Genomic DNA, 22,833 nt, shown 5'->3' with positions numbered 1-22,833 from the left:
GGCGGATGGGAGTATATCAACGGCTACTGGTATTATTTCAACCTGGACGGCGTGATGCTCACAGGCTGGCAGCAGATCGGGGATCAGCGATATTTCCTCCACGGGGAGGGCGCGATGGCCGTGGGATGGACAAGAATCGATAATAAATGGTATTATTTCTATACGGCGGCGGATCAGGGCCACACGGAAGGGACGATGATGGGCCCGGGCTGGCAGGTCGTCGGCTCATGGCATTACTATATCAATGCGGACGGCTCCATGTATACAGGATGGCTGGAACAGAACGGGAAGTGGTATTATTTAAACGAGCTGGACAACAGCATGCAGGGCGCGATGTTCACGGGCTGGATGAAGCGGGATAACGCGACTTATTACATGGATTCCAACGGGGAACGCCTGGAGGGCTGGTACGAGATAGACGGGAGCTGGTACTATTTCTACCCCGGCACAGGAGTGATGGCGGTGAGCACGAATATTGACGGCTTCTATGTGGATGAATATGGAGTGATGAGATAAAGAGCGGCCGCGGTATCTTCCCGTGCGATGCAGACGGGCGGGTAAATACCGCGGCTGGACGGTTGCCAAATATAACGTGATAGTTGTTGGGCAGGAAAGGATGGGAAAGTTGAAGAAAAGAGGAAATGTGGCAGCGTTTTCCCGGCGCATTTGCGTAAGCCTTGCGCTGGCGGCGTGTTTTCTGGCATCGGGCGGGACAGGGACGCATATAGATACATATGCCGCGGAGTCCAGTGTGATAGAAAGCGTGAGCATTACATTTAAAAGTACGTACGGGGAGCCGGAGGAGATCATTGATCCCGAGATCACGGCAGGCGGGGGCAGTTATTCCATCGGGGATATCCAGTACCGCACCGAATATGAGAAGTGGAAGCCCGGAAAAAAGGTCCGGGTAGAGATTACGCTGGTAGCGGAGGACGGGAAGTATTTTCCGGTATCCTTAAACCGCTCCAAATGCAAGGTGAGCGGAGCGGAGTACGTGTCCGCCAAGGCGCTGGACGATTCGAGCCTCCAGGTAAAGGTGGATTATAAGCCGGTCACCGTGCTGGGAACGACGGAAAAAGCGGGCTGGAGCAGCCGGAGCAAGAAAAAGGCATCGTGGAAGTCTGTAAGCGACGCGCCGGGCTATACCCTGACGCTTTACGGGGACGACAAGGTAGTAAAGCGCTTAAACGTCGAGACGAACAGCGCGGATCTGTCCGAATATATGACGGATCTGGATAAGACTTATTATTATGAAGTAAAAGCGGTTCCCATCACATCGGAGCAGAAGAAATACTTAAAAGAGGGGGCGTATGTCACTTCCACGGATCAGGAATTTGACTGGGACGATTACCAGAGGGAGGAGGCGCGCACTCAGACTCCGGGCGACGGCGGAGCGGTGAAGGGCGACAGCTACGTGCTGCCGGACGGCAGCAGGGCCGTGAATTCCTGGAAAAAGATCGGCGAGACATGGTATTACTTTGACGGAGCCGGCAATAAAGCCAAAGGCTGGGTTCTCGACGGCCCGACCTGGTACTATATGGATCAGAACGGCGCCATGCAGACCGGCTGGCTTGACCTGGGAAACGGCGCGAAATTCTTTTTGAATTCAGACGGCGCGATGCTGACCGGGTGGATCCAGCCTGCGCCCGGCACATGGTACTACATGAATCAGGACGGCTACATGCAGATCGGCTGGATTCAGGTGGACGGGAAAAGCTACTACTTAAACGGCGACGGAACCATGGCCTTTAACACAACCGTAGACGGCCGGCCGCTGGGGCCGGACGGGGCGGCCTTACAGTAAACGCAGGGGCATCCGGAATATATCCGCGCTGGCTGTGCGCATATGCGGCGGCATCGGAAAGGAGTTTTATAAAAAATGGGTTTGATAACATCAGTATCAGAGGCGAACGCCCTGCTCGGAAGGACAGAGGACTCGAAAAAGAAGACAGGCTCTGCCGAAAGCTTTAAGAGCGTGCTGGGCGGCAAGATCTCCGGGGTTTCGGAGGATATGGACGCCATCTTCGAGGATGCGGCAAGCTGCTTTGGCCTCTCCTCCAGGCTTTTGAAGGCAGTGGCCAAGGCAGAGTCGAACTTTAACCCCAAAGCGCTCTCCAAAGCGGGCGCCATGGGGGTGATGCAGCTTATGCCGGCCACGGCCAGAAGCCTGGGAGTTTCGGATCCGTATGACGCGCGGCAGAATATCATGGGCGGCGCGAAATATCTGAAAGAAAATCTGGACCGCTTCGGCGACGTGCGCCTCGCGCTTGCCGCCTACAATGCGGGACCGAACAGTGTAAAGAAATACGGCGGGGTTCCGCCCTACAGCGAGACGCAGAACTATGTAAAGAAGATTATGGGTTATCTGGGCGGCGATACGCTGTACGCGAACCGGAGCGTTACCACAGGGGGCAAAAGCAGCAGCCTGTCTTCAGCCGCGCAGATCTATGCGATGAGCAGTATGAGCGGCGCGTCCCGGATTGGCGGCCTGGGAAGCGGGAGCAGTTCGGGAAACTCGTCCTCCTTCGGGCTTGGAGGTATGTCGGGAATGTACGGGCTTGGATCGGGGAGTATGTATGGGCTGAGCGGCCTTGGCGGGACATCCGGGTATGGGCTCAGCGGCCTGTACGGCGGGGGCCTGTCCTCTTCTCTGTACAGCGGGTTGGTGATAAGCGAGGATGAGAATACGGTGACATTGGATAAGGAGACGTACGCCAGCCTGATTCAGATGCTGCGGATTCAGTCTATGATGAATGCAGGCAGGGATGTGGGGGCGCTGACCTTATAGCGCGGCAGTTATGTTATTTTATGGAAGAAACAGATGTATATTGTCCTGCGGCGGTTTCCGGCGACTGGCTGGTTTGAACCGCCGCGTTTTATAATATATGCAAGAGGAGAAAGACGAAATGGAAGTGTTTAAGGAGTTTTTTGAGCATCTTGACTGGCTGGTCGGCTATTCAGAGAATAAGAAGCTGGTTCTGTGGGGATATGGGAGAAGCGGCATATTTTTTGAAAAGATACTGATGCAGAGATACCACCGTCGGCCGGACTGTATCATAGACGACGCATTGTGCCACACATATGTGCAGCTACCGGAGCACCCAATCTACTGCAGGGATGTTCTGGACTACTATGATCCGAGTGATACGGTTATATATCTGTGTATGCTGGGCATGGACGCAGGATTGTCGGACGTGAACGCAGAGCTTGTGCGGCGCGGCTACAGGGAGGAGATGAACGTGTTCAGCGTCAGGCGTTACGAGCTGGGCTCCTACAATAAAAAGGGTCTCTGCTATGAGTCGTTTTTGCAGTACCAGAAGGGGTTTGATCTCGTGGACGGCATCAGCAATCCGCTGTCTAAGTCCACGTGTAATCAGGATGCGCACGGATTTACTTCCATTGATATGATTGATCTGCTTTCTATTCTTTCAGATATGAATCTGGATGGTGATTCGGCGTTTTTTGATTATGGCTGCGGAAAGGGGGCGGCTGTCATGGCAGCCCTGTTTGCAGGCGTAAAATGGGCCGGCGGGATCGAGATGAACCGGAACTTATATCATATTGCGTGCGATAATATTGCGAAAACAGAAAATTTCATTGGGGGGTGGGTATAATACCAACATAATGCGCGGGAACGCAGCGCTGCTTGAGGAGATTGACGAATACGATATCTTTTACTTCTACAGCCCGTTTGCGGGAAAGACATTTAAGCAGACGATCGGACAGATAGAGCGCTCTTATGTGAGAAAACCAAGAAAAATACGCATCCTCTATACAAATCCGAGATGCCATTTTTCCGTTATTGAGAGCGGGATCTTCAGGCTGGATAAGCAGTTTGTGATACAGACCCGGTATCCATGTGCGAATTTATATGAATCATTGTGAGTAATTTCCAGACTGAGCTTCCGGATTATTTTATGCAGGTCACACATTCGGGTATAGGATGAGAGATATTCTTGAGTCCCGCGGGCAACGAATCAAGAGGGCATGCTTGCATGCATATTTGGCGACTGCCATGCAGCGAGGATGTTGACTTAAACGGTTAAGCATACAGAAATATTAAGGGGCCTGTCATTTGACAAGCCCCCGGTAAAGAAGCTACTCGTTTTTAAGCGGTGGCTGCTGGTACAGCTTGCGTTCTATCTGTTTTTTCTTTTTAGCGAGAATTTGAAGCGTCCTTTCCGCCTTTTCTTCCGTTGCCACTTCGGTGATCTCTTCAATCAAAGACAGTTGATCAAAAAGATAACAATTGAGTTCCTTTTCGTTTGTGGGCATACTGTCTCAACTCCTTTTCGCTTTCTGACAAATTGCTTGTATACTCATATTATAGCATGATTCATGATGATCTTCTATGATAAAAGTGATTTCTTGCATTCCCCTGTTTTACGTGTTATTATTAATCCAAGCGGAGGCCGGATTTTTAGTAAGGAACTGTCAAAAAATAACTTTTCATATTGCTTGTTTTTTTCTCCGATAGTACCACTCAAAAATCAGTTACATAGCCCACTATGCGCCTGATTTTTGAGTGGCGCTCCCGAAGAAAAATCCTGCGCACTATTGAAAAGTTATTTCTTAACAGTTCCTAATTTCTGACATTCATTGAAGCTATGAAAGACGATGGAATCGAACAGGCTGACAAAAAATAAAAGCACAATATGTTGCAGGGTATTGTTTAAATTATGAACAAAAAATGCATACAGGAACATGGAGGGTATGAGAATGAATCCTGAACAGATCGCACAAAACCAATACAACATTTTGACCTCCTCTGACGATGTCTTAATCCCTCAAATAGCGATTTCGCTTACTGCTATAGCAAGGAATTTAAGTCATGCGTCTATTGATTTCTACCTACTCTACAGCCGGATAAGCCCTGAAAATATACAGATGCTTTCCAAACTATGTAACGGCTATGGGAATATCGTGTTTCACGAAATTCGGGTGGAAAACCCTGAAGACTATGATCCGTTTGTGCAGGCAGGGGGATGGCAGCGTGAAACATACTATGCTCTCTGCGCTCATCGTTTGTTGCCGGAGACGATGGAACGAGCGATGTATCTGGATGCGGGTGATACGCTTGTAGTGGGTGATATCGCGCCGTATTATGCTTGCGATTTTGATGACAATTTTCTTATTGTGACAGTACAGAGATATAAGAATGAGAATGGCCTGGCAGCCCCGATTTCTGCAGAAGATATAGCCAATCCTGCATTTTTACCCGGTATTTTGAAGGGATTGTTTAATTCGGGGTCTTATATATTAAATCTCAAAAAGATGCGCGAAGCAGGCGTCGATCTGTCTTGGTATTGTTCCTTTACAGAGTATCTTCGCAATCTAAAGAGCAGCCTCTGCCCAGATTGCGAAGCGGAAGAAACAGTCTATTTTGGGGATCAGGGACTTCTTTCGGCAGCGTTTATCGGATCGCTTAAATATTACGGTTATCCTGAGATAAAGGATCTGTGGTACTGCCCGTATAATTTCTGTATTGGATATTATGACTACAATGTCAGGAAACCGGACTACCAGCCGGCGGTTCTTCATTTTGCCGGCGTCCCGTTTAAACCATGGAAAGCAGAATATCCGATTTTTCCGGAGCGTTTTAAGACAACAGGGGGGTTGAGAAAGTTAAGCGAACTGAAGCCAGGGCAGATCGAATACTATTTCCTGTGGCTTGAATATCTTTTTCTCACGGATAAGGCTTTAAACATATTGGGTATTTAAAGGCTTTGCCATATACTTTAGCAATGTCAGTCCGAAATCAGGCGTGTTGTTCACAAGTTATTTCCGGACAGTTTCTTATGCTTTTGGCAAATCCGCCGATAAATCTATATATAAGAAAGAATTGAGGTGAAGACAGATGCGGATAAAGACAAATGTGGCAGGGATCAACTCAGCCCGGAACCAGGGCATCAACCAGATGGGGATGAATAAGTCGCTCGAAAAGCTGTCGTCCGGCTACAAGATTGTCCGCGCCGGGGATAATGCCGCGGGCCTTGCTCTTTCAGAGGGGATGCGGCGTCAGATATATGGCCTTGATCAGGCGATGCGCAATACCAACGACGGCATCGGCCTGGTGAATACAGGAGAAGGAGCTCTGACAGAGGTACATTCCATGCTCCAGCGTATGAATACATTAGCTACGGAGTCTGCGAACGGAACCTACAATGACACGGCGCGAGAATCGATCACGGAAGAGATCAGCCAGCTTCTCAGCGAGATAGACCGGATTGGGGCAAGCACGGATTTTAACGGGATACCGTTATTTGATTCTTCCAAAGGCGCTATTACCGGGAAACCACCGGTGCAGGGAACGGTACCGGGCGCAGAGATCCAGCTTCAGATCGGGTGTTCGGAAGAGGAGACTCTGGCGGCCAAGAGGTTCCGGTTAGGCCAGGATGGCCTGGCTATTTCCGATATTAAGGTTGACAGCGTTGGAAACGCGAATGCGGCGATGCCGAAGATCGAAGATGCAATCCAGGCCGTATCGCTGATACGGAACGAATACGGTTCCATTTACACCCATCTTGAGCACACGCACAGGAATCTGTCGGTCAACAAGGAGAATCTCCAGGCTTCGGAGAGCTATATAAGGGACACCGATGTGGCGGAGGAATATACAACCTATACGAAAAATAATATCATGCTCCAGGCCGCCCAGTCGATTATGACCCAGGCCAACGCGATCCCGCAGGGCGTCCTGAACATGCTGCGGTAATTTTGGGGCGCTGAGGCGGTAACGCGCCGCCTTCCGGCAGGGAGCAGCACAGGCAAAAGAATCATGAAAAAAGTGCCAGAAAACCCTTAAGAATAATCAAAACCCGACGATAAATAAAATGTAAGTAAAACAAATATACTTGTTTTCAAGCTTTTCTCCTGATACAGGGCCCGTATAGGAGAAAACGGCAGGAACAAGGATGTGCCTGCCGGAAAAGAATTAAAACAGGAGGCAAAATATATGATTATACAGCACAACATATCAGCCATTAACTCTTACAGAAACTTAGGCATCAACCAGGACGGACTGAGCAAGAACTTAGAGAAGCTGTCTTCCGGTTACAGAATCAACCGCGCGGGCGATGACGCTGCCGGCCTTGCTATTTCTGAGAACATGAGGCGTCAGATCGGCGGCTTGGATCAGGCTGCTACGAATGCAAAGGACGCTATCGGCCTTATCCAGACCGCTGAGGGTGCCCTGACAGAGACCCACTCCATGTTACAGCGTCTGAATGTTCTGGCAACCCAGGCTGCGAACGGTATCTATAATACCACAGCATACTCGAATATCAAGGCTGAGGTAGACCAGCTTAATGCAGAGATTAGCCGTATCGCTAATAACTGTGATTTCAACGGTATTAAGCCGCTTAAAACGGATGCTAAGATGACCTTCCAGATTGGGCCGAGCAAGGCTGAGACATTGACGGTTTCAAAAGCAACGATGACGGCAACTGCTCTTAGTATCACCACCCTGAAATACACGAGTGTAAGTGGCGGTAATGCAGCGCTCAGCAAGATTGAAGCTGCTATCAATAAGGTTGCTACCCATCGTGCTAAACTCGGTGCCGCCCAGAACCGTCTGGAGCACACCTACAATAACCTGAAGGTAACGTCTGAGAATATCAGCGCTGCCGAGAGCCGTATCCGTGATACTGATATGGCGAATGAGATTACTGCTTTCACGAAGAATAATATTCTTCTGCAGGCAGCTCAGTCCATGCTGACTCAGGCTAATGCCGCACCGCAGGGCGTTCTGAGTATGTTACAGTAACAAATCAGTCAAGTGTGAAAGCGTCTTGAGAGCTAAGCATCAGACATATAAGAAAGCCATTTCAAAAGCGGAAAGCCTGCGAAATGGCTTTCTTTTTGTCCGGAAGCGCCGCCCTCTCCTGACAGGAGGTGGAACATGCGGGTTTCACAATGCATGATCGTAAAGAATGAGGAAGCGAATATAGAGAGGGCCTTAAGCTGGGGAAAAGGCTTTGTCTGGGAACAGATTGTGGTGGATACGGGGAGTACGGATCGGACGGCGGAGATCGCAAGATCCATGGGCGCTTCCGTGTATGAGATGGAATGGGCCGACGATTTTGCGGCCGCGAGGAATTTTGCCATAAGCCTTGCGAAAGGGGACTGGATCGCCCTTTTGGACGCGGATGAATATTTTGCCCCGCAGGATGTGAAGACACTGGAGTCTCTTTTGTCTCAGATCCATGGAACCGGAACCGAAGCGATCGCAGCCGCATGCGTCAATCTGAATGAGAAGGGAACGCCCGGAGGTATCGCGACACAGATACGGGTATTCAGGAATAAACCGGAACTGCGTTACAGGAGGCGTATCCATGAGCAGCTCCTCGCGGAGGAGGGGAGGCGGCCTATACGCGTGCTGGATGCCACAAAGGAGCTGTCCATGTTCCATACCGGGTATTGCGGGGAAGCGTATCAAAAGAAGAATATCAGCAAACGGAATCTGGCCCTTCTGCAAAAGGAGCTGAAGGAGCGCCCGGGAGACAGCGAGATATTGGGATATCTGGGAGATGAGTATCACTCAGCCGGGCAGAGTGAGAGGGCGGCGTGGTATTACCGGCAGGCCATTGAGGCGATGCCGCCTGTGCTGGATGAGCTGGATGCCAGGAGCGCCGCCACCTTTGCGCATTTATTGCAGATCCTGGGGGACAGGCATGCGCCGAATGAGGAGATTGGCCGGGTTTACAGGAAGGGAGCGGAGCTGCTTCCCGGAGAGGCGGATTTTGATTATATCGTCGGCCGCTATTTTGCCTCACAGGGCGAGTATGCAAAAGGGGCTTCGTATCTGGAGCTGGCTTTTGCCAAACTGGAGCGTTTTGGGACAAACAACCGCTCTACGAGCCTTCAGGCTGGTATCCAGGATGCTTACGAGGTGCTGGCGCTCTGTTATCTGAACCAGGGAGAGCTTCAAAAGGCGGTTAGCTGCAGTATCTCTGTGCTGAAATACGCGCCCCATTCCATAACGTCTCTGATCGTATTGCTGAGATGCCTGAAAGGGGATGGGGCAGATCCCCCGGCGCCTGCGGATCAGGCGGCGGCATTCCTAAGTAAGCTGTACGATATGAAAGCCCCTGCGGACAGGCAGATACTTCTGACAGCGGCAAAAGAGCTTGGTTGGCCTGGCCTGGAGAAGGCTTTGGAGGCTTTATTGTAATAGTTCAGGTTGCTGAACGGCCGCCCAGGACGTTTCGGGCGCTCATCAAAATATCCGGAAAGGAGAACGGCGTGTATGACAAAGGTGATAACCTATGGCACATTTGACCTGCTCCACTATGGTCATATCCGCCTGCTGGAACGGGCGAAGGTATTGGGCGATTATCTGATCGTCGGAGTGACGGCTGACGATTTTGACAAGCAGCGGGGGAAAATCAATGTGCAGCAGTCATTGATGGAGCGCCTTGAGGCTGTGAGAGCCACGGGAATCGCGGATGAGATCATTATTGAGGAGTATGAAGGGCAGAAGATCGACGACATAAAACGGTACGGGATCGATATCTTTACCGTTGGATCTGACTGGGTGGGGAAGTTTGACTATTTAAATGAATACTGCAAGGTGATCTACCTGGAGAGGACGCAGGGGATATCCAGCTCGGATATCCGGGCGCAGAGGCATGAGATCAGGCTGGGGCTGGTTGGGGAATCAGGTGTTTTGAGCAAGATAGACAAGGAGTGCAGATTCGTAAACGGCCTGTCTGTAACGGCCGTATATGCGGAACACTATTATTTCCTGCCGCAGGCGCTTCAGAAGCTTTGCAGATGGGAGCAGAGCTACCCGGAATTCTTAGACGGTGTGGAGGCGGTCTATATCGCATCGCATCCCACAAGACATTACAGGGACATTAAGATGGCTCTTGAAAAGGGAAAGCATGTGATCTGCGAGTCGCCGGTCGTACTGGATCCGGTTCAGTTTGACGAACTTTCAGAGCTGGCCCGGGAAAAAGGCTGTATCTTGGGGGACGGAATCAAGACCGCTTATTCAACGGCCTATTCGAGGCTGCTTCTTCTGGTGAAAAGCGGGCGGATCGGAAAGGTGGTTTCTGTGGACACGACATGTACAAGCCTGAGCGATATCTATCATATACCGGATGAGAAAAGAAAGCTGATATGGAACAGCATCTGCGCATGGGGCCCTGCGGCGTTGTTGCCTGTGTTCCAGCTTTTGGGGACGCGGTATTCGAGAAAGCGTATCATATCAAGCTTTGCAGATAAAGAGCGCGGCTTTGATTCCTTTACAAAGATCGATTTTCTCTATCCGGACGCGGTTGCGTCGGTAAAGGTCGGAAAGGGAATCAAATCAGAGGGGGAGATGATCATCTCCGGCACAAAGGGATATATCTATGTCCCGGCGCCGTGGTGGAAGACCGATTATTTTGAGATCCGTTATGAAAATCCCGCAGACAACCGGCGCTACTTTTATCAGTTGGACGGAGAGGGGATCCGGTATGAGATGGTGTCGTTCGTCAAATCAATTGAGACCAAAAAAAGCATGTCGTATATTGACCCGGACATCACAAAAGCCATATCCGGGGTCATATACGATTTTGAAAAACGGGTCGATATGGATATCATCTGATATCGGATGCTCTTTGCCCGCTGTATTGGATTTTCTTTTCCCACACGTCCCTGGTTGATTCTCCCGCGAATTTGGCCAGATAATCAATATAAGCCTGGCGCACTCCGGCGGACTGCACAATCGTAGTGTCCGCAAGCACGACGCCGGGGGTGGAGACGTAATACTCCATATTTTCAGAAACCTTCGGATCCGCCATCTCGGCTTCATCCAGGACAAAATAAGGGACATAGACGAGCTTCTTTGTAAACGGCTTTAAGCTCCGGGAAAAAAAGGAAGGCGGCACGCTGGTTGCGAGGTTGTATTCGTCATACGGGTTCTGGATAAACACCGTATCCGGGCGGCGCTTTTTGAAATCATACTGCCGGTAGTCCGTAACGGGGACATAGCCCGGGAGCTGCCCCGCTTCATACTGCATATCCCGCAGGGTTCCATCCAGGTTTTTATAGTAATACGGGATGGGGATGACATATACATCGCATCCCTTATCCTCCATGGCCTCTTTCCACAAAGGCTCGATCCGCTCCCAGCCGACGGCTTTAAACGGGAGAAATACAACCTCCCTGCGCTGTCCTGCCGGCCCCTCCGTACGCTGTGCAAGCCGCTTCAACAGGCAGTCCAGGCGGCTCTGGACGTCCCTGGGACGGGCAGGCTGCGCTGTGCCAAGCGTTTCATAGATCTGCCAGGCTGTCTCACAGTATTCTTCAAGGATCCGGACAAGGCTGTCTTCGCCGAGCTGTTCCAGGGCTGTTCCGGTCTGAATTGCACTGGTCTGGCAGACCTCCAGGAGGCCTTTTGCCGTATCGGAGGAAGACGCCGCCAGGCTTTTCACGATTTCCAGATGGGCTTTTGTCGCCATGGCCGTAAAGCTTTTCACAAAGAGATCCGGGCTGACCCGCTTTTCCTTAAGTTCACTGGCGTCGAAATAGTATTTATAGGGTATCCGTCCTCCTTTAAGCTGCGCAATCATATCTTCCTCCTGGCCGCGGTAGAAGGGATAGCCATGGCCGCTGCCGCTGCGGGACGGCTTCATGTAATCGCCGTATTCGACCTCCAGGATCGTCTTCCAGGCGGAAGGCGCCGGAAGGTCTGTCCCTTCAAAACGGAGCATGACGGGCTCTCCGAAGAATTCAAGAGGATAGGTTTTCGGCCTGGGCCCGTCGGAGATCCAGCGGTGCATGCGCACGACCTCATTTCGGTGTTTTTTGTCCGTATACATCGAAAACAGATCAACCGCCAGGGAAAATAACTGCTTCCTTATGGGGCGGCGCTTGTCAAAGGTCATATGGAGATAGCTTTTAATTTCGGAAAGCTGCTCCTTTATTTCAGGTGAACAGCGGCCGTCCTCGCCGGTATGCATAGCCGTGTGGTAGACGAGGGCTGCAAGGCTCCTGCGCACCTCCTCATCCTCCCTGTCATACGCCAGGTAATCGAACGGGAAGATATCAATGCCACCCATAAATGGGAAGCCATGGCTTTTTTTCAGGCGGTTTTCTTCAAGGGAAGCACAGTCTGAATTCCATATGGTTGTGTGCATGCGGTATTCACTGGGCTGGTTTTTAATCAGATATTCTTTTGGCAGTTCTTTTGGCGCCGCCTCGTTAAAGCGTATGTAGTCGTCCCGCATCATACAGATATCCAGATCATCATCCCACGGGATAAACCCGCCGTGCCTCACTGCCCCGAGCAGGGTTCCGAAATAGATATACCAGCGGATATTGTGTTTTTCACAAATCTTTGCCACATGATCCAACACTTCAAGCGATGCGGCCCAGGCCCGCTTCATCATGGACGGCACATAAAAGCCGTCCCTTACTTCGTCTTCAAAAAAGGAATCCGGGAATTGCATGTGATTTTTTCCTCCCATATTTGTTTTGTGTCCTCTCCGGCCGCTTCTGTGAGAAAGCCGATATAGGCCTGCCTCATCCGTTCAGACTGGACAATCACCGTGTCCGCATGCGCCACGCCGGGCATGGACACGTAATGCGGCATGTTTATGAACGCTTTTTTGTTCTCAGGTTCGATCTCGTCCAGTGTAAAGTACGGGACGTAAACCAGCTTATCCGTGTACTGCTTTAAGTTCGCGGCGTAAAAGAACGGATGGACGCTGGTCGTGAGATTATATTCGTCATAGGGGTTCTGGATAAATATGGCATCCGGCCGCCGGGCCTGGAAATCATAGCTCCTGTAGTCGGTTATGGAAAGAGACCCCGGAAGGAGATCCCCTTCATATAGTATGCGTTTCATGCTGCCGTCCAGGTTCCTGTAGCAGTATGGAACAGGGATGACATACGCTGCGCAGTCCGGGTCATCCTGCGCGGCTCTCCACAGAGGCTCAAGGACAGCCCACCCGCAGGCCTTCCAGGGAAGGAACACGGCCTCCTTTTTCCGGCCGGTTTTCTCTCCGGCGCAGGCCCGGATCCGCCCGTGCAGCGATCCGAGCCTGGCCGGAAGCTCCGGCGCATCCGGCGCCGCGCCTCCCTGGGCCAGGGGCTCATAAACCTGCCATGCCAGCTCGCAGTATTGTTCCAGAAGGGCGACGGTACGCGCATAGCGCACACCCCATTTCGTCTCCAGGACAGTCCCGGACCGGACGGCGCTTTCCTGGCAGAGCTCCAGAAGCGCCTTCGCCCGCTCCGTGTTTTTGGAAGAGACGGCCTCGGCGATCTGTTTATGGAGCTTCTCTGTCAGCTTAAGGAATGATTCTATCAGCGTCTCCGGGGCGGCAGCGTCTCGGCCGTTCCGCCTTTTGATATCCCCGGCGGAAATATGGTAAGCGCGCGACAGCCTGTCTGCGGTGTCCGGATCCAGCTTTTTTTCAAAATTCCGGTAAAACGGATAGCCATGGCACTCCCCGGTATAGCAGCGCTCCATATAGTTCCCGTACCGTATCCGGAGGATATCTTCATATCCGGAAGGAACCGGGATTTCCAATCCCTCGAACGGGAGCGTGAGGAGACAGCGGAAATAACGGGCCGGCCATTTAAAGGGTTTGCCGAAAAACCAGTCCGGCGCATACATGATTTCCGCCGCTTCCTCTGCGGTATGCAGTGAGAAGACATGTTCGATCAGCAGGCAGGCCTGCTCCCTTAACGGCTCACGTTTATCAAGGGAAATATGCAGCGTTTCTTCCAGGCTGGCGATGGCAGCCTGAATCTGTCCCGTCTCCTCACCTCTCCCGATAGACAGTATAATACTAAAAGCGTCGGCCGCAAGCCCCTTCTGCACTTCTTCGCTCTCCGGATCAGGGGCGGCGTAATCAAAGGGGAATATATCAATGCCCTGAGGGAAAAAACAACCGTGGAATTTTTCAAGGAGAGCGCCTTTAACCGGGAGCTCCCGCGTATTCCAGAGGGCGCACGCCAGGTTCGCAGCGCCGATATCTCCCCGCGGGGGGAGGTAGTATCCTTCCGGCAGCTCCTGTTTCGCTACAGACATAAAGCGGTTATAGTCGTCGCGCAGCATACCGATATCGAGATCATCGTCCCAGGGGATAAAGCCGCCGTGCCGCACCGCGCCCAGCAGGGTTCCCCACATGGCGAACCAGCGGATGTGATGCCGCCTGCAGACGGCCGCGATTTCCCCAAGGAGCTCCAACTGCGCCGCCCATGAACGCTTTATCAGGGCCGGCACATAGAAGCCGTCCCTTACCTCGTCTTCAAAAAAGGAATCCGGGAATTGCATGTGATTTTTTCCTCCCATATCTGTTTTGTATCCTCTCCAGCCGCTTTTGTGAGAAAGTCAATATAGGATTGTCTCATTTGTTCAGACTGGACAATCACCGTATCCGCATGCGTCACGCCGGGCATGGATACATAATGCTCCATGTTGATGGATGCTTTTTTATTCCCGGGGCCGATTTCGTCCAGTGTAAAGTACGGGACGTAGACCAGCCTGTCCGTGTGCTGCTTTAAGTTTGCAGCGTAAAAGAATGGATGGACGCTGGTTGTGAGGTTGTATTCGTCATAAGGGTTCTGGATAAACACGACATCCGGCCGGCTGTTTTGAAAATCATAGCTTCTGTAGTCGGTTATGGCTACATGATCCGGAAGGAGATCCCCTTCATACTGTATGTTTTTCATGCTGCCATCCGGGTTCCTGTAGCAGTACGGGACAGGGATTACATAGACTGTGCAGTCCGGGTCATCATGCGCAGCTTTCCATACAGGCTCAAGAATCGTCCACCCGGATGCTTTCCAGGGGAGGAACAGGACTTCCTTTTTCCGGCCCAGCTCCTCTTTGGCGCAGGAACGAATCTCATCCTGCACCGTGCCAAGCGCATCTGAATATCCGGCAACGGGTTCCTCCTGTGCCAGAGACTCATAAATCTGATATGCCAGTTCGCAATATTTTTCCAGCAGACCGACCGTGCGTAAGCCATGCTCCGCGTCCCATTTTTTTTCCAGGAGAGTCCCAACATGGATGGCGCTTTCCTGGCAGAGCTCCAGAAGCGTCTTTGCCCTTTCCGTGTCTTTAGAAGAAATGGCCGTATCAATCTGCCTGTGGAGACGCTCTGTCAGATGCAGGAAACTTCCCGCCAGCTTTTCCGGAACAGACGGAACCGGATTGGCCTGTCTTTTTATATCCGGCCTGGAAATATGGTATCTGAGCAGCAGGCGGTCGGCTGCTGCCTTATCCAGCTCACTTTCCATCTGGCGGTAACACGGGTAATCGTGGCACGCCCCTGTATAACAGCGCTTCATATAGTTTCCATACCGTACCCTCAGAATGTCGTCGTATCCGGAGGGCGCAGGGACTTCCATTCCTTCAAAAGAAAGCGTAAGGAGCTCCCTGAAATACCTGACGGGCCATTTAAAGGGTTTGCCGGAAAACCAGTCGGGCGCATACATGGCTTCTGTCGCCTCCTCAGCAGTGTACATTGAGAACAGGTGTTCCATGACCAGATAAAGCTGATCCTTTAGAGATGTACTTTTATCAATAGTAATATGCAGCGCTTCTTCCAGGCTTGTGATTACAGCTTTTATTTTATCTGCATCCTCATCCTTTCTGTCTATGGACGCTGCAAAATCAAAAACAACAGACAGCAGCTCCTTTTGCAGCTTTTCATCTTCCGGATCAGGAGCTGCATAATCAAAGGGAAATATATCAACGCCCTGCGGAAAGAAACAGCCATGGAATTTGTCGAGAAAAGCTCCTTTAAACGGAAATTTCGTTCCATTCCAGATTGCCGTCACCATATTCGCAGTGCCTTTATTTCCATGCTCGGGGATGCGATATCCTTCCGGCAGTTCCTGTCTTGCAACAGACATAAAACGGTTGTAATCATCGCGCAGCATAGCGATATCCAGATCGTCATCCCATGGAATAAAGCCGCCATGCCGCACCGCCCCAAGCAGTGTTCCCCACATAACAAACCAGCGGATGTGATGTCTTTTACAGATGGCCGCGATCTCCCCAAGAAGTTCCATCTGCGCCGCCCAGCATCGTTTGATGATGGCCGGCACATAGAAGCCGTCCCTTACTTCATCTTCAAAAAAGGAATCCGGAAATTGCATGTAATTTTCTCCTCCCATATATGCGCCGGGATTTCTCCGGCCGTTTCTGTCAGAAAATGGATATACGCCAGCCTGACCGTCTCTGATGGGACGATCACGGTATCTGCATGTATTACGCCTGGCATGGCCGCATAATATTTCATATGCGCCGCCGTCTTCGGATCATCCATATATTCTTCATCCAGAGCAAAGGGCGGTATATAGACAAGCTGATCCGTATACTGCGTCAAAACCCTGGAGTAAAAGGATGGGTGTGTTGTAAGCGTCATGTTATACTCATCGTAAGGATTCTGGATAAAAATAACGTCCGGCTGGCGGATCGCCGGGTCATAGGAGCGGTAATCCGTAACTGCCACATAATCCGGAAGAGGCTGGCTTTCACAGTACGCAGAGCTTACGCCATCCGTTTCGCGGTTCCTGTAAAAACAGGGGACAGGTATCACATAGACGTCACAGTCCGGATCGCTTTCCGCCTGTTTCCAACAGGGTTCAAAGCCAGGCCAGAGCGAGGTCTTCCAGACAAGGAACACAACTTCTTTGCGATGCTGCACATCATGTTCGGAGCTTTCACCGATGCAGGTAAGCAGCCCGTCCAGGCATTTGCAGTCTATATCCGTTTTGGCGCCGGGTGCCGGGAGCGTTTCATAAATGATTCCCACAGCGGCGCAGTATTCCTCCAGAAGCCCTACGGTGGCGGACACATTCCAGCCGGTTTCCTCCAGGGCGGTTCCGACAAGGACAGCGCTCTGCTGGCAGCTCTCTAAAAGGCGTCTGGCAGTATCCGTGTCATTTGTCTGAATTAAACCAGGAAGAACATAGTGCGCCTTCTTGGCCGCCTGCACAAAGTCTTCGATCGGTTTCCATATCCGGCCTGCTCTTTTTACCCGCCTTTTTTTCAGGTCATCCATGGAGAAACGGAAGATGTATGGCAGGGATCCTTCGCCGAGCAGCCGGATCACCTTCTTTTTCTGGGATTCATAAATCGGATAATTGTGCGCGCTGCCTGTGCGGCAGAATTTCATGTAATCCCCAAATTGGGCCTTAAGGACCGTATCATAGCATGAGGGGGCGTATACCTCTATAGTCTCAAAAGGAAGCTTAACAGGATTTTGGAAAGCCTCAAGGGGATAAATCCATGGTTCGCCGTTCGCCCAGTGATGCATGGAAGCCACCTGCGTACATCCCTTTGCTCCTGTATAGAGCGCAAAGAGGCTGTCGCGCAGATCTAAAAGCTGCGGCCTGACAGGCTTGCCGCGGTCGATGTCTACGGCAAGCATATCCTCGATCTGCGAGATGACAGCCTGCACCTCCTCCGTGTCCTGGTTCCCGCTGTCAATGCGCGCGGCGGCGAAATTGACGATGCGCGTAAGATCCCGGCGGAGATCCTCATCCTCCGGATCCGGGGCGACATAATCCAGGGCAAAGATATCGACGCCCGTTTTAAAGGGAAAGCCGTGGAATTTCTCCAGGCGCGCCTTCTCCCAGGAGATACTGCGGCTGTTCTGTACCGGGAGCTGCAGGCGGTAGTCCTCGTGCAGTTCCTGCGGGATATAGTATCCCTCTGGCAGCTCCCGCCCCGCGATCTCCCTGAAACGGAGCCAGCCGTCCCGGAGCATGCAGATATCGAGATCATCGTCCCAGGGGATAAAGCCGCCGTGCCGCACAGCGCCCAGAAGCGTCCCGAAGTCTGCAAACCAGAGGATATGGTGTTTTTCGCAGACCTTTGCTATATCGCTTAAGACCTCCATCTGCGCCGCCCATGAGCGCTTCATCAGGGCCGGCACATAAAAACCGTCCCTTACCTCGTCTTCAAAAAAGGAATCCGGGAATTGCATGTAATTTTTTCCTCCCATATAGTCTGTGTATCCTCCCCGTATGTCTCTGACAGGAAACGGATATAAGAAAGGCGCGTCTGCTCGGATAAAACGATGACCGTATCCGCAAGGATCACGCCGGGCATGGACGCATAATAGCGCATATTGTAATAGGATTTCCGATCCTCCGGCGTGATTTCATCCGTGACAAAAAAGGGTGTATATACCAGCCGGTCCGTATACGGTTTTAAGTTCCTGGCATAGAAGAACGGGTGCAGGGTGGACGCGGGGTTATACTCGTCGTACGGATTGTGGATGAATATGACGTCAGGATGGCGTTTTTGGAAATCATAGCTGTTATAATCCGTAACCGGAACTTCCTCTGGAAAGAGATCCCCTTCATAATGCATTGTTCCTGGTTCACCATTTGGCTTTCTGTAATAATAAGGGACAGGAATCACATAGGCGTCACAATCCGGATCAGCCTGTGCCTGTCTCCAGTAAGGTTCAAGGCCGGGCCACAAAGAAGCCTTCCAGGGAAGGAAAACCACCTCCCTGCGCCCTGCCCTGGACGTCATGGAAGGCGCGGCTTTCCTGCCAGCCCTTTTTAAGTCATCCGCGGAAAATCGGTACTCAAAGGGGAGCCCTTCTTCGCCCGCTATGGCGGCCAGTTTTTTGAGCATGGGGCCAAAGAAAGGGTAGGAATGGGCGTCGCCGGACCTACAGTATTCCATATAATTACCATATTCGACTTTAAGGATTTCATCATACCCGGACGGAACAGGGATTTCCATGCCTTCAAAGGGGAGATAAACAGGTTTTTGAAAATATGCGAGAGGATGCTTATAGGGCTGGTTTAAAATCCAGCGGTGCATGAGGGCGACTTCCGTTGCGGTCCCTGCCTCCGCTTCCGGCGTATATAGTGAAAAAAGCTGTTCGGCCAGAGAAAAGAGCTGGCGTTTTAGCGGTTTTGTTTTGTCAAGCTGTACCTGGAGCAATTCTTCGATCTGCCCGGCCAGGCGTTCCATCTCCTCAGCCGGGGCGGAAGCGTCCGCAGACATGACAGCGGCGGTATAAACGATCAAAGCCAGTTGCTTACGGAACTCCTCGTCCCCGGGATCCGGTGCTATATAGTCCCTCGCATAAATATCAAGCCCCGCTATAAAAGGAAAGCCATGGAATTTCTCTAAGTGCCCTTCATCCATGCGTATATGATCCGTATTCCATACCATCGTATGCAGATGGTAATTATCCGGTAAATCCCGGGGGATATAATACCCCGGCGGCAGTTCCTGCTGCGCGATCTGGTTAAAACGAATATAATCATCCCGCAGCATGCAGATATCCAAATCGTCGTCCCATGGGATAAAGCCGCCGTGGCGTACCGCCCCCAGGAGGGTGCCCCACTCCGCGAACCAGCGGATATGGTGCTTTTCGCAGACCTTCGCCACATCCGCCAGGACCTCAAGCTCCGCCGCCCATGCCTGTTTCATGATGGCAGGTACATAAAAGCCGTCTCTTATCTCATCTTCAAAAAAGGAATCCGGGAATTGCATGTGATTTTTTCCTCCCATATCATTTGGGTCGCCCCTCCCGCAAAGCGGGTCAGGCAGTCAATATAGGCCTGCCGCATCCGCTCGGATCGGACAATTGTCCGGTCCGCATAGGCCGGCCCGGGCATGGCCGCGTAGTAAGGCATATTGTATAACGCTTTTTGATCCTCCGGATCGAATTCCTCCAGGATCGGATTAAACCAGGGGATATATATCAGCAGCTCTGTATATTGTTTTAAATTTCGCGCGTAAAAAGACGGATGTACACTGGCTGTCAAATTATACTCATCATATGGATTGTGGATAAAAGCGACGTCAGGCCTGTTTTTATCCATATCATATGTCCTGTAATCCGAGACAGGAACCTCCTTCGGGAACAGATCCTTCTCATAATACATCTCTCCCGGAGCCCCGTCCGGCCCTTTGTAATAGTATGGGACGGGGATTACAGAAACCTCGCAGCCCGGATCAGCCAGCGCCTGTCTCCAGTATGGCTCCATGACGCCCCAGGCGGAAGCCCTGAATGGAAAGAAGACGACACGCAGGGTTTTCCCGGGCTTTTCTGCATGTGAATTTCCGTTTCTGCCCCGGGTTACCAGCTCCGGGCGCAGATCTTTTGGGGAGAAAAAAAGACGGCAAAAAGGATGGTTTTCCCCGGCCATACCCATCAGCCTGCGCTCCATATCCTGGAAATACGGGTAATCATGTTCTCCGCCGCTGCGGCAGAATTTCATATAATCGCCGTAATAGCTCCGGAGCACCTCGTCATAGCCTGCGGGTACAGAAACCTCCGTTATTTCAAAGGGAAACGTAAGGAGTTCCTTAAAGCAGCGGAGAGGGTAGCGGGATGTTTTGGAACGCATCCAGTAATGGAGGACCGCCGCCTCTGACGCCTCATCTGCCGTGTACATGGAAAAAAGCGCCTCAAGCAATAAAAATAACTGTTCCTTCAGGGGCTTTTCCCGGTCGAGGCGAACGGACAGCAGTTCTTCAATATGCGCGATCCGGGCTTCCATTTCCTCTGTGGCCTGATTTTCATCATTGATCGATTCAGCCGCGCTGCGCACAATCAGGATCAGGTTTTCGCGCAGCTCTTCATCCTCAGGATCAGGGGCTATATAATCAAGAGGGAAGATATCAATGCCCGCAATATAGGGAAAACCGTGATATTTTTCCATGTGCTGCGGATCCCAGCGGATACTGTCTGAGTTAGCCAGGCAGGTGTACACACAGCGCCGGCTGTCCGTATTCTGGATGTAGATATGGTATCCGGGCAGTTCCCTTTCCATAACCGAATTAAACAGGGCGTAATCCTCGCGGAACATGCAGATATCCAAATCATCATCCCATGGAATAAAACCGTGGTGGCGTACGGCTCCAATCAGGGAACCGGAATCCATAAACCACCGGATGTGGTATTTTTTACAGACACTGGCCACGTCGGACAATACCTCGAGCTCTGCGGCCCAGGCCCGTTTCATTATCGCCGGCACATAGAAGCCGTCCCTTACCTCATCCTCAAACCACGAAGCCGGAAATTGCATGGCTGTTCCCCTCCTGTATCTTGTCCTCCCATACCCCCCGCGCGGTTTCGGTGAACTGCGTCAGAAAGTCAATATAAACATGCCGTGTCTTCCCTGGCTGGACATAAACCCTGTCGGCAAGGGCAACGCCCGGCATGGCCGCATAATATTTCATGTTCTGCAATGCCTGAGCGCTGCCCGACGCCGCCTTATCCAGCATAAACCAGGGGATATAGACCAGGCGATCCGTGTACTGCCTCAGGTTTCGCGCATAAAAAAACGGATGGACACTGGTTGTGAGGTTGTATTCGTCGTATGGATTCTGGATAACAATCATATCCGGGCGGCGTTTGGCAAAGTCATAGCTGTTATAATCCGTCACTGGCACATGCTCCGGAAATTGCCCGCCTTCATAAACCATATCGCGTAAGCTTCCGTCGAAATTCCGGTAATAATAGGGGATCGGGATGACTATGCACTTGCAGTCCGCAAGGGACGCCGCCTGTCTCCACCAGGGTTCCAAAAGCTTCCAGGCGGATGCCTTAAAGGGAAGGAATACAATTTCCTTCTTCCTGTCTTTCGGATCCTGCTGGCTTTGCCGTCCGCCTTCTGTGGGAGGAGTGTTTTTCGCATGCGCAAGGCTCGTTTTACCGATATCATCCGCTAAAAGGCTGTACTGGAACGGAACCGGCCCGCTCCCTTCAAGCGCTGCCAGAAGCTGCTCTTCCTGCGCGCGGTAACCGGGATAACTGTGATCGCCGCCGTACTGGCTGAATTTCATGTATTCGCCATATTTGATCTGCAGGGCGCGGTCATATTCAGCGGGCGCCGGGATTTGTATTCCTTCAAACGGGAGCATCACCGTAGCGCGAAACAGCTCCAGAGGGTACTTGCGGGAACGGTTGAACATCCAACTGGGCATGCGCGCGACCTCTGACGCCTCGTTTGCCGTATACATCGAAAACAGGCCCTCCCGCAGGGCATAGAGCTGATTTTTCAGGGAACGGCTCCGATCCAGCTTTACTGAGAGCAGCTCCTCGATCTTTGCAACCCGCCCCTGCATCTCCTCTGTATCCTGGTTTTCATCGTTGATTGTCAGGGCGGCATAATAGACAATCAGACAGAGGCTTTTGCGGAATTCCTCATCCTCCGGATCCGGCGCGACATAATCCAGCGCAAACACGTCAATGCCAGCCACAAAAGGGAAGCCGTGGTATCTTTCCATACGCCGCGGATCCACGCTGATGCTTTGCCCGTTGCACACTCTGGTGAGGGAGCGGTATTCATCAGGGGAGTTTTGCGGGACATAATAGCCCTCCGGCAATTCTTTTTCCGCAATGGAGACAAAACGGTTATAATCCTCGCGCAGCATGGATATGTCAATATCGTCGTCCCACGGGATAAAGCCGCCATGTCGGACCGCCCCAAGCAGCGTCCCAAAATCAGCGAACCACCGGATACCATGTTTTTCGCAGACCTTTGCAACCTCGCTTAAGACCTCCATCTCGGCGGCCCAGGAACGTTTCATAATTGCGGGTACATAAAAACCATCTCTTACCTCATCTTCAAAAAAAGAATCGGGGAACTGCATGTATATTACCTCCTCCAGGTATCATTTATATTATATCGTCAAAAAACGGGTGAAAGATAACCATTCGGCATTCTGAAAATTTTTGCCGCAGAGAACCGCTTTGCGATTGATATTTCCGCAAAAATGGGATAAAATATTTGTTGTATTTTTAAGTCATTTACAACGCTGTAAATCCATATGTACTCTCGGAATCTCGCTGTGCCTGATTTTGTGAGATGATTTTTTGTCAGATGTGCACAAATTTATGA

At 51.5% G+C, this 22,833-nt stretch carries 17 protein-coding genes and 1 pseudogene; 10 read left to right on the top strand and 8 right to left on the bottom strand.

Going from position 1 to position 22,833, the window contains the following annotated elements:
* From NFS31_RS08880 to NFS31_RS08860, 5 genes and pseudogenes are all read left to right on the top strand, one after another.
* Window positions 1–516 (top strand): annotated as a pseudogene (locus NFS31_RS08880) (N-acetylmuramoyl-L-alanine amidase family protein); the annotation flags it as partial.
* A 109-nt stretch (window positions 517–625) separates the two neighbouring features.
* Window positions 626–1,804, top strand: a complete 1,179-nt coding sequence (locus NFS31_RS08875; RefSeq protein WP_251493625.1) for an N-acetylmuramoyl-L-alanine amidase family protein — start codon at window positions 626–628, stop codon at window positions 1,802–1,804.
* 75 nt (window positions 1,805–1,879) lie between these two features.
* Window positions 1,880–2,788, top strand: coding sequence for a lytic transglycosylase domain-containing protein (locus NFS31_RS08870; protein ID WP_251493622.1), 909 nt, complete (start codon window positions 1,880–1,882; stop codon window positions 2,786–2,788).
* 118 nt (window positions 2,789–2,906) lie between these two features.
* Window positions 2,907–3,614 carry a hypothetical protein gene (locus tag NFS31_RS08865; protein ID WP_251493619.1) on the top strand — a complete coding sequence of 236 codons (708 nt, stop codon included), beginning with the start codon at window positions 2,907–2,909 and terminating at the stop codon, window positions 3,612–3,614.
* Between the two features lie 10 nt (window positions 3,615–3,624).
* Window positions 3,625–3,885 carry a hypothetical protein gene (locus NFS31_RS08860; RefSeq protein WP_251493616.1) on the top strand — a complete coding sequence of 87 codons (261 nt, stop codon included), beginning with the start codon at window positions 3,625–3,627 and terminating at the stop codon, window positions 3,883–3,885.
* 213 nt (window positions 3,886–4,098) lie between these two features.
* Here the strand turns inward: NFS31_RS08860 and NFS31_RS08855 are convergent, their stop codons facing one another.
* On the bottom strand, window positions 4,099–4,275 hold the full coding sequence (locus NFS31_RS08855) for a hypothetical protein (protein ID WP_251493613.1): 177 nt from the start codon (window positions 4,273–4,275) through the stop codon (window positions 4,099–4,101).
* 444 nt (window positions 4,276–4,719) lie between these two features.
* On the opposite strand from NFS31_RS08855, the gene NFS31_RS08850 reads away from it, so the two are divergent.
* The 5 genes from NFS31_RS08850 (at window position 4,720) to NFS31_RS08830 (ending at window position 10,591) form a co-directional block, all read left to right on the top strand.
* Window positions 4,720–5,721 carry a glycosyltransferase family 8 protein gene (locus NFS31_RS08850; RefSeq protein ID WP_251493610.1) on the top strand — a complete coding sequence of 334 codons (1,002 nt, stop codon included), beginning with the start codon at window positions 4,720–4,722 and terminating at the stop codon, window positions 5,719–5,721.
* 136 nt (window positions 5,722–5,857) lie between these two features.
* Entirely contained in the window at window positions 5,858–6,715 is an 858-nt protein-coding gene (locus NFS31_RS08845) for a flagellin N-terminal helical domain-containing protein (protein ID WP_251493607.1), read from the top strand.
* A 240-nt stretch (window positions 6,716–6,955) separates the two neighbouring features.
* Window positions 6,956–7,765, top strand: a complete 810-nt coding sequence (locus NFS31_RS08840; protein ID WP_251493604.1) for a flagellin N-terminal helical domain-containing protein — start codon at window positions 6,956–6,958, stop codon at window positions 7,763–7,765.
* Between the two features lie 135 nt (window positions 7,766–7,900).
* Complete coding sequence (locus tag NFS31_RS08835; protein WP_251493601.1) at window positions 7,901–9,172, top strand: tetratricopeptide repeat-containing glycosyltransferase family 2 protein; 1,272 nt, start codon at window positions 7,901–7,903, stop codon at window positions 9,170–9,172.
* A gap of 75 nt (window positions 9,173–9,247) precedes the next feature.
* A complete protein-coding gene (locus NFS31_RS08830; RefSeq protein ID WP_251493597.1) occupies window positions 9,248–10,591 on the top strand; it encodes an adenylyltransferase/cytidyltransferase family protein in 1,344 nt (447 codons plus the stop codon).
* Here the strand turns inward: NFS31_RS08830 and NFS31_RS08825 are convergent.
* The 7 genes from NFS31_RS08825 to NFS31_RS08795 are packed head-to-tail and all read right to left on the bottom strand — an operon-like array spanning window position 10,584 to window position 22,585.
* Entirely contained in the window at window positions 10,584–12,437 is a 1,854-nt protein-coding gene (locus tag NFS31_RS08825) for a LicD family protein (RefSeq protein ID WP_251493594.1), read from the bottom strand. The genes NFS31_RS08830 and NFS31_RS08825 overlap by 8 nt on opposite strands.
* Window positions 12,401–14,272 (bottom strand): LicD family protein, encoded by a 1,872-nt coding sequence (locus NFS31_RS08820; RefSeq protein ID WP_251493591.1) that lies wholly within the window; start codon window positions 14,270–14,272, stop codon window positions 12,401–12,403. The genes NFS31_RS08825 and NFS31_RS08820 overlap by 37 nt, the downstream gene beginning before the upstream one ends.
* Window positions 14,236–16,104: a LicD family protein gene (locus NFS31_RS08815; protein WP_251493588.1), complete on the bottom strand. Its 1,869-nt coding sequence runs from the start codon at window positions 16,102–16,104 to the stop codon at window positions 14,236–14,238. Before NFS31_RS08815 ends, NFS31_RS08820 begins: the two co-directional genes overlap by 37 nt.
* On the bottom strand, window positions 16,068–17,939 hold the full coding sequence (locus NFS31_RS08810; protein WP_251493585.1) for a LicD family protein: 1,872 nt from the start codon (window positions 17,937–17,939) through the stop codon (window positions 16,068–16,070). The genes NFS31_RS08815 and NFS31_RS08810 overlap by 37 nt, the downstream gene beginning before the upstream one ends.
* On the bottom strand, window positions 17,903–19,474 hold the full coding sequence (locus tag NFS31_RS08805; RefSeq protein ID WP_251493582.1) for a LicD family protein: 1,572 nt from the start codon (window positions 19,472–19,474) through the stop codon (window positions 17,903–17,905). Before NFS31_RS08805 ends, NFS31_RS08810 begins: the two co-directional genes overlap by 37 nt.
* Window positions 19,438–21,015: a LicD family protein gene (locus NFS31_RS08800; RefSeq protein WP_251493579.1), complete on the bottom strand. Its 1,578-nt coding sequence runs from the start codon at window positions 21,013–21,015 to the stop codon at window positions 19,438–19,440. The genes NFS31_RS08805 and NFS31_RS08800 overlap by 37 nt, the downstream gene beginning before the upstream one ends.
* The gene (locus tag NFS31_RS08795) at window positions 20,990–22,585 is read right to left on the bottom strand and encodes a LicD family protein (protein ID WP_251493577.1); all 1,596 of its coding nucleotides are present in this window, start codon (window positions 22,583–22,585) and stop codon (window positions 20,990–20,992) included. The genes NFS31_RS08800 and NFS31_RS08795 overlap by 26 nt, the downstream gene beginning before the upstream one ends.
* Window positions 22,586–22,833 lie beyond the last annotated feature (248 nt).

Source organism: Otoolea muris (assembly GCF_943193115.1).
Taxonomy (GTDB): Bacteria; Bacillota; Clostridia; order Lachnospirales; family Lachnospiraceae; genus Otoolea; species Otoolea muris.
Note: the sequence above shows the minus strand (reverse complement) of the source record. Positions and strands in the feature narration are given on the sequence as shown.

Excerpts from the sequence above, each read along its gene's own strand:
- NFS31_RS08870 (WP_251493622.1), top strand. The coding sequence starts at position 1,880 with ATGGGTTTGATAACATCAGTATCAGAGGCGAACGCCCTGCTCGGAAGG.
- NFS31_RS08865 (WP_251493619.1), top strand. The coding sequence starts at position 2,907 with ATGGAAGTGTTTAAGGAGTTTTTTGAGCATCTTGACTGGCTGGTCGGC.
- NFS31_RS08860 (WP_251493616.1), top strand. The coding sequence starts at position 3,625 with ATGCGCGGGAACGCAGCGCTGCTTGAGGAGATTGACGAATACGATATC.
- NFS31_RS08855 (WP_251493613.1), bottom strand. The coding sequence starts at position 4,275 with ATGCCCACAAACGAAAAGGAACTCAATTGTTATCTTTTTGATCAACTG.
- NFS31_RS08850 (WP_251493610.1), top strand. The coding sequence starts at position 4,720 with ATGAATCCTGAACAGATCGCACAAAACCAATACAACATTTTGACCTCC.
- NFS31_RS08845 (WP_251493607.1), top strand. The coding sequence starts at position 5,858 with ATGCGGATAAAGACAAATGTGGCAGGGATCAACTCAGCCCGGAACCAG.
- NFS31_RS08840 (WP_251493604.1), top strand. The coding sequence starts at position 6,956 with ATGATTATACAGCACAACATATCAGCCATTAACTCTTACAGAAACTTA.
- NFS31_RS08835 (WP_251493601.1), top strand. The coding sequence starts at position 7,901 with ATGCGGGTTTCACAATGCATGATCGTAAAGAATGAGGAAGCGAATATA.
- NFS31_RS08830 (WP_251493597.1), top strand. The coding sequence starts at position 9,248 with ATGACAAAGGTGATAACCTATGGCACATTTGACCTGCTCCACTATGGT.
- NFS31_RS08825 (WP_251493594.1), bottom strand. The coding sequence starts at position 12,437 with ATGCAATTCCCGGATTCCTTTTTTGAAGACGAAGTAAGGGACGGCTTT.
- NFS31_RS08820 (WP_251493591.1), bottom strand. The coding sequence starts at position 14,272 with ATGCAATTCCCGGATTCCTTTTTTGAAGACGAGGTAAGGGACGGCTTC.
- NFS31_RS08815 (WP_251493588.1), bottom strand. The coding sequence starts at position 16,104 with ATGCAATTTCCGGATTCCTTTTTTGAAGATGAAGTAAGGGACGGCTTC.
- NFS31_RS08810 (WP_251493585.1), bottom strand. The coding sequence starts at position 17,939 with ATGCAATTCCCGGATTCCTTTTTTGAAGACGAGGTAAGGGACGGTTTT.
- NFS31_RS08805 (WP_251493582.1), bottom strand. The coding sequence starts at position 19,474 with ATGCAATTCCCGGATTCCTTTTTTGAAGATGAGATAAGAGACGGCTTT.
- NFS31_RS08800 (WP_251493579.1), bottom strand. The coding sequence starts at position 21,015 with ATGCAATTTCCGGCTTCGTGGTTTGAGGATGAGGTAAGGGACGGCTTC.
- NFS31_RS08795 (WP_251493577.1), bottom strand. The coding sequence starts at position 22,585 with ATGCAGTTCCCCGATTCTTTTTTTGAAGATGAGGTAAGAGATGGTTTT.